Here is a 16049-nt window from a genome sequence, read left to right as displayed (position 1 = left end):
TCAGCCCGCCGCTTCCCCACCCGTCGTGGTGGGGGAGCCGGCGGGCTTCCGCGTGTCCGGGACCGGTGCCCGGCCGGTACGGAACGGGCGCGGCTGCGCCCCCGCCCCGGCGGCCCCGGGCGCGCCCGGGGCCCACGGCGCGGCGAGCGCCCGGTCCACCGCCGCGTCGAGCGACAGCGCCCGCCCCTCGCCGTACCAGGCCGCGTACCCCTCGCCGCCGAGCGCCTCGCTCGCCCGCCGCTCGCACAGCAGCCGCGGCCCGTTGAAGTGCGCCGAGCCGAACAGCGGCAGCCCCACCGCGTCCCACACCGGCACCGCCGCGCCCTGCAGCACCGCCGCCTCCGCCGGATCGCCCTCCGACAGCGTCACCAGGGCCAGCAGTTCGAGCGCGAGGACCAGGCCCACCAGGTCGTGGAAGGCGTGGTTGATCGTGACGCACTCGGTGAGCAGCCCGCGTGCCGCCGTGTGGTCGCCGCCGGCCAGCGCCGCGTACGCCAGGACGTAGAGCGCGTACGCCCGGGTCCACCGCTCGCCGCGCTCCTCGCAGATCTCCCGCACCTCCGCGCACAGCGCCACCGCCCCCTCCAGGTCGCCCTGGAAGGCGCGCGCGAGCGCCAGCTCGACCTGGCCCATGAGCACGTTGCTGTTGAGCTCGCCCATCTCCCGGTACGCGTCGAGGGCCCGGCCGATCAGCTCCTCGGCCCGCGGCAGGTCGTCCGAGAGCAGCGCCAGACAGCCCATCCGGTGCGTCGCGTACGCACCCGCCATCGCGTTGTCCGCGGCCCGCGCCCGCTCCGCGCACTCGTGCAGCGCCGCCACCGCCGCCGTGTCGTCGCCCTGCAGGATCGCCACGTAACCGAGCACCCACAGCGCCTTCAGCCGGGCGTCCTCGTGCTCCGCCGCCACCCCGAGCGAGCGGTCCAGCCAGTGCCGGCCCTCCGAGAGCCGGCCGCAGCCCGCCCAGTAGAACCACAGCGTGCCCGCCAGGTGCTGGGCGAGCGAGGCGTCCTCCGGCACCTCCAGGCACAGTTCGAGCGCCGCCCGCAGATTGGGCAGCGCCACGTCCGTCGCCGCCGCCACCTCCGCCTGCCGCGGGCTGAACCACTCCAGCTCGCACCAGGTCGCGAGCCCCATGTACCAGTCCCGGTGCCGGCGCCGCATCCGCGCCGTGTCGCCGAGCGCGGAGAGCCATTCCGCCCCGTACGCGGCGACCGTGCCGAGCATCCGGTAGCGCGGGCCCGCCGCCGTGTCCTCCCGGGCGACCAGCGACTGCGCCAGCAGTTCGCCGAGCACGTCGAGCACCCGGTCCGCGGGCAGCTCGGCGCCCCCGCACACGTACTCCACCGCCTCCAGGTCGAAGGGCCCCGCGAACACCGAGAGCCGCGCCCACAGCAGCCGCTCCTCCGGCGTGCACAGCTCGTGGCTCCAGCCGATCGCCGTCCGCAGCGTCTGGTGCCGGGCGAGCGCACCGCGCCGCCCGCCGTCGAGCAGCCGGAAGCGGTCGTCGAGCCGGCGCAGCAGCTGCTCCGCGGTGAGCAGCGGCAGCCGGGCCGCCGCCAGTTCGAGCGCCAGCGGAATCCCGTCGAGCCGCCGGCACAGCTCCCGCAGGACCCCCGCCTCGCTCCCGGCCGGCCGCGCACCCGCCTCCGCCGCCCGGCCCGCCAGCAGCTCCACCGCGTCCGCGTCGGTCATCGGCGGCAGCGTGAGCACCGCCTCGCCGTCCACCCGCAGCGGGCGGCGGCCCGCCGCGAGGACGGTGAGCCCCGGGCAGCCGCGCAGCAGCTCCCGCAGCAGTCCGGCGCACTCCTCCACCAGGTGCTCGAAGCCGTCGACCACGAGCAGCAGCCGCCGCTCGGCCAGGTGCTCCACCAGCACCTCGCGCGGCCCGCGCACGGTGTGGTCGGTCAGGCCGAGCGCCTCGACCAGGGCGTGCGCCACCAGGTCCGGGTCGCGCAGCGAGGCCAGCTCGGCGAGCCGGACCCCGTCGGCAAAGCGTTTCTGCAGTGCCGCCGCGGAGCGCAGCGCGAGCCGGGTCTTGCCGACCCCGCCCACCCCGACGACCGTGACCAGCCGGAACTCGCCGAGGAGCAGGGCCAGTTCGTCCTGTTCGGCGGCCCGGCCCACGAACCGGTTCAGCTCCGCCGGGAGATTGCTCCGTCGCATGGGACACGGAGCGTACTCATCCGCGCGCGCTCCGTACAATCGGGCCCGCGCAACTCCCGCCCCACGAGCGCTAATGCGGTACGGCGGGAACCCTTCGGCGCGATAGGGTCGGAGGACGTTTATCAACAGGGTTCCGACGACCGTCGAGGGCCCGACGACAGCAGAGAGCGGTGCACAGTGACCGGTGGTGAGGTTGCCGGGATCCTGGTGGCCGTGTTCTGGGCGATCCTCGTCTCCTTCCTCGCCGTGGTGCTGGTGAGGCTGGCGCAGACGCTCAAGGCGACCACCAAGCTCGTCGCGGACGTGACCGACCAGGCCGTTCCGCTGCTCGCCGACGCCTCCACGGCCGTGCGCGCGGCACAGACCCAGCTCGACCGGGTCGACGCCATCGCCTCGGACGTCCAGGAAGTCACCGCCAACGCCTCCGCGCTGTCCTCCACCGTCGCCTCCACCTTCGGCGGCCCGCTCGTCAAGGTCGCCGCCTTCGGTTACGGCGTGCGCCGCGCGCTGGGCCGCGGCCGGCAGGACGCGCCGGCCGCGACCGAGCGGCGTACGGTGATCGTCGGCCGCGCCGTGCCGTCCGCGAGGCGCCGGAAGCAGAAGGGCTGAGCAGCATGTTCCGCCGTACGTTCTGGTTCACCGCGGGCGCCGCAGCCGGCGTGTGGGCCACCACCAAGGTCAACCGGAAGCTCAAGCAGCTGACCCCGGAGAACCTCGCCGTCAAGGCCGCCGACAAGGCCGTCGAGGCCGGCCACCGGCTCAAGGACCGCGCCGTGGACTTCGCCCTCGACGTGCGGGCGAACATGGAGCGGCGCGAGGCCGAGCTCGGCGAGGCACTCGGCCTGGACGCGCCCGTGGACCCGGAGCACGACCGCGCGCTCCCGGCCCAGCGCCGCCGCGCCGCGCTCGGCGCCCGTACCACCACCGCAGACACGACAGACACGACCGGCGTATACACGCTCTCGTACAACCGGAATGAGGACCACTGATGGAGTCGGCTGAAATCCGCCGCCGCTGGCTGAGCTTCTTCGAGGAGCGCGGGCACACCGTCGTCCCTTCGGCGTCGCTCATCGCGGACGACCCGACTCTGCTGCTCGTCCCGGCCGGCATGGTGCCCTTCAAGCCCTACTTCCTGGGTGAGGTCAAGCCGCCCTTCACGCGCGCCTCCAGCGTGCAGAAGTGCGTGCGCACGCCCGACATCGAAGAGGTCGGCAAGACCACCCGCCACGGCACGTTCTTCCAGATGTGCGGCAACTTCTCCTTCGGCGACTACTTCAAGGAAGGCGCCATCAAGCTCGCCTGGGAGCTGCTGACCACGAAGGTGGAGCACGGCGGCTACGGGCTGGAGCCGGAGAAGCTCTGGATCACCGTCTACCAGGACGACGACGAGGCCGAGGCCATCTGGCGCGACGTCGTCGGCGTGCCCGCCGAGCGCATCCAGCGCCTCGGCAAGAAGGACAACTTCTGGTCCATGGGCGTCCCCGGCCCCTGCGGCCCCTGCTCCGAGATCAACTACGACCGCGGCCCCGAGTTCGGCGTCGAGGGCGGCCCGGCCGTCAACGACGAGCGGTACGTCGAGATCTGGAACCTCGTCTTCATGCAGTACGAGCGGGGCCGGGGCATCGGCAAGGAGGACTTCGAGATCCTCGGCGACCTGCCGTCCAAGAACATCGACACCGGCCTCGGTCTCGAGCGCCTGGCGATGATCCTCCAGGGCGTGCAGAACATGTACGAGACGGACACCCTCAAGGTCGTCATCGACAAGGCCACCGAGCTCACCGGCGTCGCCTACGGCAAGGCCCACGACTCCGACGTCTCGCTGCGCGTGGTCGCCGACCACATGCGCACCTCCGTCATGCTCATCGGCGACGGCGTCACCCCCGGCAACGAGGGCCGCGGCTACGTGCTGCGCCGCATCATGCGCCGCGCCGTCCGCAACATGCGCATGCTCGGCGCCACCGGCCCGGTCGTCGGCGAGCTCGTCGACACCGTCATCAAGACGATGGGCGAGCAGTACCCGGAGCTGGAGACCGACCGCAAGCGCATCGAGACCGTCGCCCTCGCCGAGGAGGCCGCGTTCCTGAAGGCCCTCAAGGGCGGCACGAACATCCTCGACACCGCCGTCACCGAGACCAAGGCCGCCGGCGGCACGGTCCTCGCCGGCGACAAGGCGTTCCTGCTCCACGACACCTGGGGCTTCCCGATCGACCTCACCCTGGAGATGGCCGCCGAGCAGGGCCTCTCCGTGGACGAGGACGGCTTCCGCCGCCTGATGAAGGAGCAGCGGGAGCGCGCCAAGGCCGACGCCCTGGCCAAGAAGACCGGCCACGCCGACGTCACCTCGTACCGCGAGATCGCCGACACCGCCGGCGCCACCCAGTTCACCGGCTACACCAACACCGAGGGCGAGACCACCGTCGTCGGCCTGCTCGTCAACGGTGTCCCGTCGCCGGCCGCCTCCGAGGGCGACGACGTCGAGGTCGTCCTCGACCGCACCCCGTTCTACGCCGAGGGCGGCGGCCAGCTCGCCGACCACGGCCGCATCAAGCTGCACTCCGGCGCCGTCATCGAGATCCGCGACGTGCAGCAGCCGGTCCCCGGCGTCTCCGTGCACAAGGGTTCGGTCCAGGTCGGCGAGGTCACCGTGGGCGCCACCGCCTACGCCGCCATCGACGTGCGCCGCCGCCGGGCCATCGCCCGCGCCCACAGCGCCACCCACCTGACCCACCAGGCGCTGCGCGACGCCCTCGGCCCGACCGCCGCCCAGGCCGGTTCGGAGAACTCCCCGGGCCGCTTCCGCTTCGACTTCGGCTCGCCGAACGCCGTCCCCGGCACCGTCCTCACCGATGTCGAGCAGAAGATCAACGAGGTGCTCTCGCGCGAGCTCGACGTGCACGCCGAGGTCATGCCGATCGACGAGGCCAAGCGCCAGGGCGCCATCGCCGAGTTCGGCGAGAAGTACGGCGAGCAGGTCCGCGTCGTCACCATCGGCGACTTCTCCAAGGAGCTGTGCGGCGGCACGCACGTCCACAACACCGCCCAGCTGGGCCTGGTGAAGCTGCTCGGCGAGTCGTCGATCGGCTCGGGCGTGCGCCGCATCGAGGCCCTGGTCGGCGTCGACGCGTACAACTTCCTGGCCCGTGAGCACACGGTCGTCGCCCAGCTCCAGGAGCTGGTCAAGGGACGCTCGGAGGAGCTGCCGGAGAAGATCTCCGCCATGCTCGGCAAGCTGAAGGACGCCGAGAAGGAGATCGAGAAGTTCCGCGCGGAGAAGGTCCTGCAGGCCGCCGCCGGTCTGGTCGACTCCGCCCGGGACGTGCGGGGCGTGGCCCTCGTCACCGGTCAGGTGCCGGACGGCACCGGCGCCGACGACCTGCGCAAGCTCGTCCTCGACGTGCGCGGCCGCATCGCCTCGGACCGCCCGGCCGTCGTGGCCCTGTTCACCACGGCCAACGGCAAGCCGCTGACGGTCATCGCCACCAACGAGGCCGCCCGTGAGCGCGGCTTCAAGGCCGGCGAGCTGGTCCGCACGGCCGCCAAGACCCTCGGCGGCGGCGGTGGCGGCAAGCCGGACGTCGCCCAGGGCGGCGGCCAGAACCCCGAGGCCGTCGGCGCCGCCATCGAGGCCGTCGAGCGTCAGGTGCTGGAGATCGCGTGACGATGCGCCGAGGCCGCCGTATCGCGGTTGACGTCGGGGACGCCCGGATCGGGGTCGCCTCGTGCGACCCCGACGGGGTGCTCGCCACGCCGGTGGAGACCGTGCCGGGGCGTGACGTCCCGGCCGCCCACCGGCGGCTGCGTCAGATCGTCGAGGAGTACGAGCCGATCGAGGTCGTCGTGGGCCTGCCCCGCTCGCTCAGCGGGCGGGAGGGTCCGGCCGCGACGAAGGTCCGTGCCTTCGCCCGTGAGATGGCCAAGGGCATCGCCCCGGTACCGGTCCGGCTGGTGGACGAGCGGATGACCACGGTGACGGCGACCCAGGGGCTGCGGGCCTCGGGCGTGAAGTCGAAGAAGGGACGGTCCGTCATCGACCAGGCCGCCGCTGTGATCATCCTTCAGAACGCTCTTGAGTCCGAACGGGTATCAGGTAATCCGCCCGGTGAGGGCGTCGAAGTGGTCATCTGATCGCGATACGGTAACGTTCCGCGCGATGCGGCGGTGTTCGAACAGCTGCCGCACTACGTAGAGGCGGAACGTCCGGAAGCCTCGCGGCTGTTTGGGGATCGATGACTGAGTATGGCCGGAGCCCCGGCTCCGAACCGTGGCACCCCACGGACCCCTTGTACGGGGACCAGGGGTGGGAGGGCCAGCAGCAGCAGTACCCGCAGCAGGCGCAGTACGGCCACCAGGACCCGTACGGCCACCAGGATCCCTACGCGCAGCAGCAGCCGCAGCAGGCTCACCAGCCCCAGCAGCCGCAGCAGCCCTATTCCGACGGCACGTACCAGCAGCAGGCGCAGGGCTACGGCGCACAGCAGTACGGCGAACAGCAGTACGGCGGACAGCAGTACCCGGAGCAGTACGGACACGGGAACCCGGGCGGTTACGACACGGCCGGGTATCCCGCACAGCAGTACGACGGCGGCAACTGGGAGACCGGTCAGGCCGCCATGCCGTACAACGCCCCGCCCGCCGACCCCTACGGCGGCCAGCAGCCCGACCTCTACGGCACCCCCGAGGCGTACCCCCCGCCCCAGCCCCCCGGCCGGCGCCAGGTGCCGCCACAGCCGGTGAACGACTGGCAGGCGGAGCCGGAACCGTCCGAGCAGGAGCCCGAGCCGGAGGAGAACCACCCCTTCTTCACCGGCGACGACGGCCACGACGACGAGGACGACGACGGCTACGTCCCCGAGGAGGCCCCGGGCGGCCGCCGCGGACGGCGCAGCGGCACATCCGGGAAGTCCGGCAAGGGCGGCGGGAAGGGCGAGAAGGGCCGCAAGGCCAAGAACGGCATGGCCTGCCTCGTGGTCGCCGCCGTCATCCTGGGCGGCGTGGGCGGACTCGGTTACGTCGGCTACAAGTTCTACCAGGGCAAGTTCGGCGCGGCGCCGGACTTCGTCGGCGAGGGCAGCGGCGACGTCCAGGTCGAGATCCCGAACGCCGCCGGCGGCTACGAGATCGGCAACATCCTCAAGAAGGAGGGTGTCGTCAAGAGCGTCGACGCCTTCGTGTCCGCTCAGCAGAAGAACCCCAAGGGCCTGACCATCCAGGAGGGCGTCTACACCCTGCGGAAGGGGATGTCGGCGGAGAGCGCGGTCGCGCTGATGCTGAGCCCGGCGAGCAAGTCGAACTTCGTCATTCCCGAAGGCAAACGCAACGCCTGGGTGTACGAGCAGATCGACAAGCGGCTCGACCTCAAGCCGGGCACGACCAAGGACATCGCGGTCAAGCAGGCGAACAGCCTCGGTCTGCCCGACTGGGCCAAGAACCACGAGAACGTGAAGGACCCGCTGGAGGGCTTCCTCTTCCCCTCGAGCTACCCGGTCGCGAAGGGTGCCAAGCCGCAGGACGTGCTCCGCAAGATGGTCGCCCGCTCGAACGCCGAGTACACCGAGCTCGACCTGGAGGCGAAGGCCAAGGACTTCGGGCTGAAGAGCCCGTGGGAGCTCCTGACCGTCGCCAGCCTCGTCCAGGCCGAGGGCAAGACCCACGACGACTTCACCAAGATGGCCGAGGTCGTCTACAACCGCCTCAGCCCGGAGAACAAGGAGACCTACCAGCTCCTGCAGTTCGACTCGACGTACAACTATCTGATGGGTCAGAGCAAGATCAAGATCACCCGCAAGGAGATCCTGAACAACCCCGACCCGTACAACACGTACCGGCAGAAGGGCCTCACGCCCGGGCCGATCGACAACCCGGGCAAGGAAGCCCTGGTGGCCGCGATGAACCCGACGAAGGACGGCTGGATGTACTTCGTCGCCACCGACGGCATGAACAAGACAGAGTTCGCCAAGACCCTCGCCGAGCACGACAGGCTCGTCGAGAAGTTCAACGCGGGAAGCTGAGATGACCACCAGTCGGCGGGCGGCCGTGCTCGGCTCGCCCATCGCCCACTCGCTCTCCCCGGTCCTGCACCGGGCCGCCTACCGGGAGCTCGGCCTCGACGACTGGTCGTACGACCGGTTCGAGGTCGACGAGGCCGCGCTCCCCGGCTTCGTGCGGGAGCTCGACGCGTCGTGGGCGGGGCTCTCGCTCACGATGCCGCTCAAGCGGGCGATCATCCCGCTCCTCGACGAGGTCACCGACACGGCGGCCTCCGTCGAGGCCGTCAACACGGTCGTGTTCGCGCAGGACGGCCGCCGGATCGGCGACAACACCGACATCCCCGGCATGGTCGCGGCCCTGCGCGAGCGGGGTGTCGAGAAGGTCGACTCGGCGGCGGTCCTCGGGGCGGGCGCCACCGCGTCCTCGGCGCTCGCCGCGCTCGCGCGGATCTGCGCGGGGCCGGTCACCGCGTACGTACGGAGCGAGGCGCGCGCCGACGAGATGCGCGGCTGGGGCGAGCGGCTCGGTGTCGACGTGCGCACCGCCGCCTGGGCGGACGCGGCCGAGGCGTTCGCCGCGCCGCTGGTCGTCGCCACCACGCCCGCCGGCACCACGGACGCGCTGGCCGCGGCCGTCCCCGACGCGCCCGGCACCCTCTTCGACGTGCTGTACGACCCGTGGCCGACCCGGATCGCGGCCGCCTGGTCGGCGCGCGGCGGCAAGGTTGTCGGCGGGCTCGACCTGCTCGTCCACCAGGCCGTGCTCCAGGTCGAGCAGATGACCGGCCGCGTACCGGGGCCGCTGGCCGCGATGCGGGCCGCGGGGGAGAAGGCGCTCGCCGAGCGCTGACCGCCGCACGGGCGGACGGGTGAGGAGACGGGGGGTGGTGACGTGCTGCTCGCGTCCAGGTGGGAAGCCGGTTTCGACCTGGTGCGCCTGCTGGCGCGGCTGGTGAGGACCGCGTACAGCGCGGTGCCGGACTGGATCCGGTATCCGTTGCTCGTCCTCGGAGGTGCCTTGTTCGTCTACGAGGTGGTGACCCACTGCCGCCGCTGGTGGCGGAAGCGGCGGGGAACCGCGACCAAGGGGGCGCACGAGGTGGCGGAAACCTCACTTGACTCGTGAGACGCGTGTTCCGACCTGTGGACCGGCGATCGATCAGCGGCGCGGACGTGGGAGGATCGGGGACGGCGGACCGGGGCCGCGCACCCGGGTCGCGCCGCAGTGCCAGGCGCGAGCATGAGGAGCATCGTTGAGCAGGTTGCGTTGGCTGACGGCGGGGGAGTCGCACGGCCCCGCGCTGGTCGCGACTCTTGAGGGACTTCCGGCGGGTGTCCCGGTCACCACGGAGCTGGTGGCGGATCATCTGGCACGGCGCCGGCTGGGCTACGGGCGCGGCGCCCGCATGAAGTTCGAGCAGGACGAGGTGACCTTCCTCGGCGGTGTCCGGCACGGCCTCTCGCTCGGCTCGCCGATCGCGGTCATGGTCGGCAACACCGAGTGGCCCAAGTGGGAGAAGGTCATGTCGGCCGACCCGGTCGACCCCGCGGAGCTGAAGGAGACGGGCCGCAACGCGCCCCTGACCCGCCCGCGTCCCGGCCACGCCGATCTGGCCGGCATGCAGAAGTACGGCTTCGACGAGGCCCGGCCGATCCTGGAGCGCGCCAGCGCCCGGGAGACCGCCGCCCGCGTCGCGCTCGGTGCCGTGGCCCGCTCCTTCCTCAAGGAGGCGGCCGGCATCGAGATCGTCTCGCACGTCGTGGAGCTGGCGCAGGCCAAGGCCCCGTACGGCGTCTACCCGACCCCGGCCGACGTCGAGAAGCTCGACGCCGACCCGGTGCGCTGCCTCGACGCCGACGCGTCGAAGGCGATGGTCGCCGAGATCGACCAGGCCCACAAGGACGGCGACACCCTCGGCGGCGTCGTCGAGGTCCTCGCGTACGGCGTGCCCGTCGGCCTCGGTTCGCACGTCCACTGGGACCGTCGGCTCGACGCGCGGCTCGCCGCCGCGCTGATGGGCATCCAGGCCATCAAGGGCGTCGAGGTCGGCGACGGCTTCGACCTCGCGCGCGTGCCCGGTTCGCAGGCGCACGACGAGATCGTCATGGGCCCCGACGGCATCAAGCGCGCCTCCGGCCGCGCCGGCGGCACCGAGGGCGGTCTGACCACGGGTGAGCTGCTGCGCGTGCGCGCCGCGATGAAGCCCATCGCGACCGTCCCGCGCGCGCTGGCCACCGTCGACGTGGCCACCGGTGAGGCCGCCGCCGCCCACCACCAGCGCTCCGACGTGTGCGCCGTCCCGGCCGCCGGCATCGTCGCCGAGGCCATGGTCGCGCTCGTCCTCGCGGACGCCGTCGTGGAGAAGTTCGGCGGCGACAGCGTCCCCGAGACCCGCCGCAACGTCCAGTCGTACCTCGACAACCTGCAGATCCGGTGACCGGCCCCCTCGTCGTCCTCGTCGGCCCCATGGGCTCCGGCAAGTCCACGGTGGGCGCGCTGCTCGCCGAGCGGCTCGGCGCCGGCTACCGGGACACCGACGCGGACATCGTCGCCGCCGAGGGGCGCGAGATCGCGGACATCTTCGTCGAGGACGGCGAGGACCACTTCCGCGCCCTGGAGCGGGCAGCCGTCCGCACCGCCGTCGCCGAGCACGAGGGCATCCTCGCGCTCGGCGGCGGCGCCGTGCTCGACGCCGGCACCCGCGCCCTGCTCGCCCCGCTGCCGGTCGCGTACCTCTCGATGGACGTCGAGGCGGCCGTCCACCGCGTCGGGCTCGGCGCCGCCCGGCCGCTGCTCGCCGTCAACCCGCGCCGTCAGTGGCGCGAGCTGATGGACGCGCGCCGCCATTTGTACGAAGAAGTCGCGAGCGTGGTCGTCGCCACGGACGAGCGCACCCCCGAAGAGGTCGCCCAGGCGGTCCTCGACGCACTGGAGTTGAAGGACGTATGACGGACCAGGAAGTGACCCGTATCCAGGTCGGCGGCTCGGCGGGCACCGATCCGTACGAGGTGCTGGTCGGCCGGCAGCTGCTCGGCGACCTCGGCGGGCTCATCGGCGCCGGCGCCAAGCGCGTCGCGGTGATCCACCCCGAGGCGCTCGCCGAGACCGGTGAGGCGCTGCGCGCCGACCTCGCGGACCAGGGCTACGAGGCCGTCGCCATCCAGGTGCCCAACGCCGAGGAGGCCAAGACCGCCGAGGTCGCCGCCTACTGCTGGAAGGCGCTCGGCCAGACCGGCTTCACCCGCAGCGACGTCATCGTCGGCGTCGGCGGCGGCGCCACCACCGACCTGGCCGGCTTCGTCGCCGCGACCTGGCTGCGGGGCGTGCGCTGGATCGCCGTGCCGACCACCGTGCTCGGCATGGTCGACGCGGCCGTCGGCGGCAAGACCGGCATCAACACCGCCGAGGGCAAGAACCTCGTCGGCGCCTTCCACCCGCCGGCCGGCGTGCTGTGCGACCTGGCCGCGCTCGACTCGCTGCCGGTCCACGACTACGTCTCCGGCCTCGCCGAGATCATCAAGGCCGGCTTCATCGCCGACCCGGTCATCCTGGACCTGATCGAGGCCGACCCGGCGGCCGCCCGCACCCCGGCCGGCCCGCACACCGCCGAGCTGATCGTGCGCTCGATCAAGGTCAAGGCCGAGGTCGTCTCCGGCGACCTCAAGGAGGCCGGCCGCCGCGAGATCCTCAACTACGGGCACACCCTCGCGCACGCCATCGAGAAGAACGAGCGCTACAAGTGGCGGCACGGCGCCGCCGTCTCCGTCGGCATGGTCTTCGCCGCCGAGCTCGGCCGCCTCGCCGGCCGCCTCGACGACGCCACCGCCGACCGGCACCGCGCCGTCCTGGAGTCCGTCGGGCTGCCGCTCACCTACCGCGGTGACCAGTGGGCCAAGCTCCTGGAGACCATGAAGGTCGACAAGAAGTCCCGCGGCGACCTGCTGCGCTTCATCGTCCTCGACGGCCTCGGCAAGCCGGTCGTCCTGGAGGGCCCCGACCCGGCCGTCCTCGTCGCGGCGTACGGAGAGGTGTCGGCGTGAGCGAGCCGAGCCGCGTCCTCGTCCTGAACGGCCCCAACCTGGGCCGGCTCGGCTCCCGCGAGCCCGACATCTACGGCGCGACCTCCTACAAGGGGCTCGTCGAGTCCTGCCGGAGCCTCGGCGAGCAGCTGGGTCTCGACGTCGAGGTGCGCGAGACCAACGACGAGGGCGAGATGATCCGCTGGCTGCACGAGGCCGCCGACGGCTCGATCCCGGTCGTCCTCAACCCGGGCGCCTTCACCCACTACTCGTACGGGATGCGCGACGCGGCCGCCCAGCGCACCGCGCCGCTGATCGAGGTGCACATCTCGAACCCGTACACGCGTGAGGAGTTCCGCCACACCTCGGTCGTCGCCGCCGTGGCCACGGGAACGATCGCCGGCTTCGGCATCGGCTCCTACCGCCTCGCGCTGCGCGCGCTCGTGGAGGAACTGGACGCCTGACCGGCCACTCCGCCCGATCCGGGCACCTCCCTCCGCCCCCGGCCGTTTCCCTTGCGGAAGCCGGGGGCGGTAACGTTCCGGCAACGGAACTGACGGCGGACGAGACGGAGTGGCACCGGATGCAGCACGGGACAGGGGCGCCGCTGCCGCCGCAGGTACCGGTGGGTCACCCGGCGGGCCCGCCGCCCGGCTCCCGGCCGCACGTCCCCGGCGTACCGGCGCACGGCCCTCATCCGCCGGTGCCCCCGCCGCCCGCTCACCTCCCGTACCCGCCGCCGGGCACGGCCCCGGTCGCCGCACCGCACGGGCCCGCGGCCGGCTGGAGCGGCGGTCCGGCCACCGGGCACGTCGTGCTGCCGCCGCCGGTCGTCGGCACCGGCGCCGCGACCATCGCCGTGCTGCTCATCGGCCCGGCCGGCGCCGGCAAGACCACCGTCGCCCGGCACTGGGCCACCCGCCGGCCGGTGCCCACCGCCCACATCAGCCTCGACGACGTGCGCGAATGGGTGTGCTCCGGCTTCGCCGACCCCCAGTCGGGCTGGAACGAGCACTCCGAGGCGCAGTACCGTCTCGCCCGCCGCACCTGCGGCTTCGCCGCCCGCAACTTCCTCGCCAACGGCATCTCCTGCATCCTCGACGACGCGGTCTTCCCGGACTGGCCGGTCGTCGGCCTCGGCGGCTGGAAGCGCCACGTGGGCCCCGGCCTGCTGCCGGTCGTGCTGCTGCCCGGCCTCGACATCGTCCTGGAGCGCAACGCCGAGCGCAGCGGCAACCGCCGCCTGGCCGACGAGGAGGTCGCCGCGATCCACGGCCGGATGGCCGGCTGGTACGGCTCCGGGCTCCCGATCATCGACAACTCCTCGTACGACGTGGAGACCACCGCCCGGGTGCTGGACGACGTCCTCGCCCGGGCGATATCCGGCCAGCCTCTCGGCTAGGGCCGGCCCGGCGGGCCGAGGGACGGATCGGGCCGCGGCGTCCGCCGGTCGGCGGCGCACAACAGGCCGCGGCGCTCCGGCGCTCGTAGGCTCGGAACATGTCAGAGGTGTATGCGGAGCGTCGGGTACGACTGCGCGACCGGTGCGCGGCCACGGGCAGCCCGGCGGCCCTGGTCTCCCGGCCCGCCAACGTCCGCTATCTCACGGGTGGTTCGCCCGCCGGCGCCGTGCTGCTGCTCGGCCCCGACGAGGACGTGCTGCTCTGTCCGACCGCCCCGGGCGCCGATCCGGCCGACGGGCACGTCGACGAGCTGCTGCGCCAGCTGGTGCTGCCCGTCGACGGCGGCGATCCGGCGGTCGCGGCCGTCGACTTCGCCCGCAAGGCCGGCGCCGACGCCCTGTCCGTCGAGGAACACCACCTGACCGTCGCCCGGCACCGGGCCATGGGCTCCGTCGCGCCCGGCCTGCGTCTCGCCGACCTCTCCACGGCCGTCGAACAGCTGCGGATCGTCAAGGACGAGGACGAGATCGCCTGTCTGCGGATCGCCGCCGAGATCGCCGACCAGGCCCTCGGCGAGCTCCTGGAGTCCATCCTGGTCGGCCGGACCGAGCGGCACCTCGCCCTGGAGCTGGAGCGCCGCCTGGTGGACCACGGCGCCGACGGCGCCGCCTTCCCCACCTCCGTGGCGACGGGGCCGCACTCCGGCCGACCCGGGCACAAGCCCACCGACCGGCGCGTGGAGGAGGGCGACTTCCTCTCCGTCTGCCTCGGCGCCATGTACCGCGGCTACCGCTGCGAGATCGGCCGCACCTTCGTCATCGGCACCACCCCGGCCGACTGGCAGATCGATCTGTACGAACTCGTCTTCGCCGCTCAGAGGGCCGGCCGGGAGGCGCTCGTGCCCGGCGCCGACTACCGCGACGTGGACCGCGCGGCCCGGCAGATCCTCGCCGCGGCGGGCCACGGAGACGCCACCGCGGCCCTCACCGGGCACGGTGTGGGCCTGGAAATCGACGAGGACCCGCAGCTCGCCCCCGCGGCCATGGGTAAACTGGACGCTTGCGTGCCGGTCACCGTCGAACCGGGGGTCCACCTCCCGGGCCGGGGCGGGGTCCGGATCGATGACACGCTCGTCGTACGCCAGGAGGCGGACGGCGGACCCGAGCTACTCACCATCACGACCAAGGAGCTGCTCGCGCTCTAGGCGCGCCCTGCCTTCTCGGTCACGTCAGTCCAGGAGATTCCGCAACCGTGGCTTCCACGAACGACCTCAAGAACGGCATGGTGCTCAAGCTCGAAGGCGGCCAGCTCTGGTCCGTCGTCGAGTTCCAGCACGTCAAGCCCGGCAAGGGCCCGGCCTTCGTGCGCACCAAGCTCAAGAACGTGCTGTCCGGCAAGGTCGTCGACAAGACCTTCAACGCGGGCGTGAAGGTCGACACCGCCACCATCGACCGCCGTGACATGCAGTTCTCCTACATGGACGGCGAGTACTTCGTCTTCATGGACATGGAGACCTACGACCAGCTGCACGTCGACAAGAAGGCCGTCGGCGACGCCGCCAACTTCCTCATCGAGGGCTTCACCGCCTCCGTCGCGCGCCACGAGGGCGAGGTGCTCTACGTCGAGCTCCCGGCCGCCGTCGTGCTGACGATCCAGCACACCGACCCGGGCGTCCAGGGCGACCGCTCCACCGGTGGCACCAAGCCCGCCACGCTGGAGACCGGCCACGAGATCCAGGTCCCGCTCTTCGTCACCACCGGTGAGAAGGTCAAGGTCGACACCCGCGACAGCAGCTACCTCGGCCGGGTGAACGACTAACCGTGGCCGCCCGGAGCAAGGCCCGTAGGCGGGCCTTCCAGATTCTGTTCGAGGCCGACCAGCGCGGTGCCTCGGTGCAGGAGGTCCTCGCGGACCAGGTCCGGCTGCACCGGAACGACGACCGCCAGCCGCCGGTGAACGAGTTCACCATGCAGCTGGTCGAGGGCTACGCCCAGCACGTGGCCCGGATCGACGAGCTCATCGCCACCTACGCGGTGGACTGGGACCTCGACCGGATGCCCGCCGCCGACCGGAACATCGTGCGCCTCGCCGCGTACGAGCTGATCTGGGAGGACGGCACGCCGGACGCCGTCGCGATCGACGAGGCCGTGACCCTCGCCAAGGAGTTCTCCACGGACGAGTCGCCGACCTTCGTCAACGGTCTGCTCGCGCGCTTCAAGGACCTGAAGCCGCGCCTGCGCCGCGACGCGGACGCCTAAGTCCGCCCCGCGCCCCCAAGGCAGCCGAAAGGGGCCCGCAGCACCTCGTGTGCTGCGGGCCCCTTCGTCATGCCGTTGCGGGCGCATACGAAAGCGCCGGGGGGCCGGGGGGGGGGGGGGGGGGCGCCCGGGCGGCCGGGGGGGGGGCGGCGGGGGGGTGGGGGGGGGGGGGGGGGGCGCGCCGGGGGGCGCGCCCGGGCCGGGCGCCCCCCCCGTGA

General features: G+C 72.7%; 16 protein-coding genes. 15 read left to right on the top strand and 1 reads right to left on the bottom strand.

All coding sequences use genetic code 11. From position 1 onward, the window contains the following. Positions 1-2163: an ATP-binding protein gene (locus ACFYU9_RS26665; protein ID WP_389346293.1), complete on the bottom strand. Its 2163-nt coding sequence runs from the start codon at positions 2161-2163 to the stop codon at positions 1-3. A gap of 177 nt (positions 2164-2340) precedes the next feature. Between ACFYU9_RS26665 and ACFYU9_RS26660 the strand changes: the two genes are divergently transcribed. The 15 genes from ACFYU9_RS26660 (at position 2341) to nusB (ending at position 15831) form a co-directional block, all read left to right on the top strand. After that, positions 2341-2772: a DUF948 domain-containing protein gene (locus tag ACFYU9_RS26660; RefSeq protein WP_389212881.1), complete on the top strand. Its 432-nt coding sequence runs from the start codon at positions 2341-2343 to the stop codon at positions 2770-2772. 5 nt (positions 2773-2777) lie between these two features. After that, on the top strand, positions 2778-3152 hold the full coding sequence (locus ACFYU9_RS26655; RefSeq protein WP_389212883.1) for a hypothetical protein: 375 nt from the start codon (positions 2778-2780) through the stop codon (positions 3150-3152). Beyond that, positions 3152-5821: an alanine--tRNA ligase gene (alaS, locus tag ACFYU9_RS26650; protein WP_389212885.1), complete on the top strand. Its 2670-nt coding sequence runs from the start codon at positions 3152-3154 to the stop codon at positions 5819-5821. The genes ACFYU9_RS26655 and alaS overlap by 1 nt, the downstream gene beginning before the upstream one ends. Before the next feature lie 2 nt (positions 5822-5823). Beyond that, the gene (gene ruvX / locus ACFYU9_RS26645) at positions 5824-6288 is read left to right on the top strand and encodes a Holliday junction resolvase RuvX (protein ID WP_123954413.1); all 465 of its coding nucleotides are present in this window, start codon (positions 5824-5826) and stop codon (positions 6286-6288) included. Positions 6289-6389: 101 nt separating this feature from the next. Beyond that, positions 6390-8171 carry an endolytic transglycosylase MltG gene (gene mltG, locus ACFYU9_RS26640; protein ID WP_389346292.1) on the top strand — a complete coding sequence of 594 codons (1782 nt, stop codon included), beginning with the start codon at positions 6390-6392 and terminating at the stop codon, positions 8169-8171. A 1-nt stretch (position 8172) separates the two neighbouring features. Next, a complete protein-coding gene (locus ACFYU9_RS26635) occupies positions 8173-9000 on the top strand; it encodes a shikimate dehydrogenase (protein ID WP_389212889.1) in 828 nt (275 codons plus the stop codon). 42 nt (positions 9001-9042) lie between these two features. Beyond that, positions 9043-9276, top strand: a complete 234-nt coding sequence (locus tag ACFYU9_RS26630; RefSeq protein WP_389346291.1) for a hypothetical protein — start codon at positions 9043-9045, stop codon at positions 9274-9276. Between the two features lie 127 nt (positions 9277-9403). Beyond that, the gene (gene aroC / locus ACFYU9_RS26625; RefSeq protein ID WP_389346290.1) at positions 9404-10588 is read left to right on the top strand and encodes a chorismate synthase; all 1185 of its coding nucleotides are present in this window, start codon (positions 9404-9406) and stop codon (positions 10586-10588) included. A 29-nt stretch (positions 10589-10617) separates the two neighbouring features. Continuing rightward, positions 10618-11100: a shikimate kinase gene (locus tag ACFYU9_RS26620; protein WP_389346500.1), complete on the top strand. Its 483-nt coding sequence runs from the start codon at positions 10618-10620 to the stop codon at positions 11098-11100. Continuing rightward, a complete protein-coding gene (aroB, locus tag ACFYU9_RS26615) occupies positions 11097-12191 on the top strand; it encodes a 3-dehydroquinate synthase (protein WP_389212896.1) in 1095 nt (364 codons plus the stop codon). The genes ACFYU9_RS26620 and aroB overlap by 4 nt, the downstream gene beginning before the upstream one ends. Next, entirely contained in the window at positions 12188-12634 is a 447-nt protein-coding gene (gene aroQ / locus ACFYU9_RS26610; protein WP_389346289.1) for a type II 3-dehydroquinate dehydratase, read from the top strand. Before aroB ends, aroQ begins: the two co-directional genes overlap by 4 nt. Before the next feature lie 119 nt (positions 12635-12753). Next, positions 12754-13572 (top strand): AAA family ATPase, encoded by an 819-nt coding sequence (locus tag ACFYU9_RS26605; RefSeq protein WP_389346288.1) that lies wholly within the window; start codon positions 12754-12756, stop codon positions 13570-13572. Between the two features lie 98 nt (positions 13573-13670). Then, the gene (locus ACFYU9_RS26600; RefSeq protein ID WP_389212902.1) at positions 13671-14777 is read left to right on the top strand and encodes an aminopeptidase P family protein; all 1107 of its coding nucleotides are present in this window, start codon (positions 13671-13673) and stop codon (positions 14775-14777) included. Between the two features lie 47 nt (positions 14778-14824). Then, positions 14825-15391, top strand: coding sequence for an elongation factor P (efp, locus tag ACFYU9_RS26595; protein WP_389212904.1), 567 nt, complete (start codon positions 14825-14827; stop codon positions 15389-15391). A 2-nt stretch (positions 15392-15393) separates the two neighbouring features. Further along, positions 15394-15831: a transcription antitermination factor NusB gene (gene nusB, locus ACFYU9_RS26590; protein WP_389212906.1), complete on the top strand. Its 438-nt coding sequence runs from the start codon at positions 15394-15396 to the stop codon at positions 15829-15831. The last annotated feature ends 218 nt before the right edge of the window (positions 15832-16049 follow it).

The sequence above is a fragment of the Streptomyces sp. NPDC004327 genome, assembly GCF_042873935.1.
GTDB lineage: Bacteria > Actinomycetota > Actinomycetes > Streptomycetales > Streptomycetaceae > Streptomyces.
The sequence above is the reverse complement of the archived record's forward strand: the minus strand, read 5'-3'. Positions and strand labels throughout refer to the sequence as shown.

What these genes read in the sequence shown, in the direction of transcription:
- ACFYU9_RS26665 (WP_389346293.1), bottom strand. Translation starts at nt 2,163, where the DNA reads ATGCGACGGAGCAATCTCCCGGCGGAGCTGAACCGGTTCGTGGGCCGG.
- ACFYU9_RS26655 (WP_389212883.1), top strand. Translation starts at nt 2,778, where the DNA reads ATGTTCCGCCGTACGTTCTGGTTCACCGCGGGCGCCGCAGCCGGCGTG.
- alaS (WP_389212885.1), top strand. Translation starts at nt 3,152, where the DNA reads ATGGAGTCGGCTGAAATCCGCCGCCGCTGGCTGAGCTTCTTCGAGGAG.
- ruvX (WP_123954413.1), top strand. Translation starts at nt 5,824, where the DNA reads ATGCGCCGAGGCCGCCGTATCGCGGTTGACGTCGGGGACGCCCGGATC.
- mltG (WP_389346292.1), top strand. Translation starts at nt 6,390, where the DNA reads ATGACTGAGTATGGCCGGAGCCCCGGCTCCGAACCGTGGCACCCCACG.
- ACFYU9_RS26635 (WP_389212889.1), top strand. Translation starts at nt 8,173, where the DNA reads ATGACCACCAGTCGGCGGGCGGCCGTGCTCGGCTCGCCCATCGCCCAC.
- ACFYU9_RS26620 (WP_389346500.1), top strand. Translation starts at nt 10,618, where the DNA reads ATGGGCTCCGGCAAGTCCACGGTGGGCGCGCTGCTCGCCGAGCGGCTC.
- aroB (WP_389212896.1), top strand. Translation starts at nt 11,097, where the DNA reads ATGACGGACCAGGAAGTGACCCGTATCCAGGTCGGCGGCTCGGCGGGC.
- ACFYU9_RS26605 (WP_389346288.1), top strand. Translation starts at nt 12,754, where the DNA reads ATGCAGCACGGGACAGGGGCGCCGCTGCCGCCGCAGGTACCGGTGGGT.
- ACFYU9_RS26600 (WP_389212902.1), top strand. Translation starts at nt 13,671, where the DNA reads ATGTCAGAGGTGTATGCGGAGCGTCGGGTACGACTGCGCGACCGGTGC.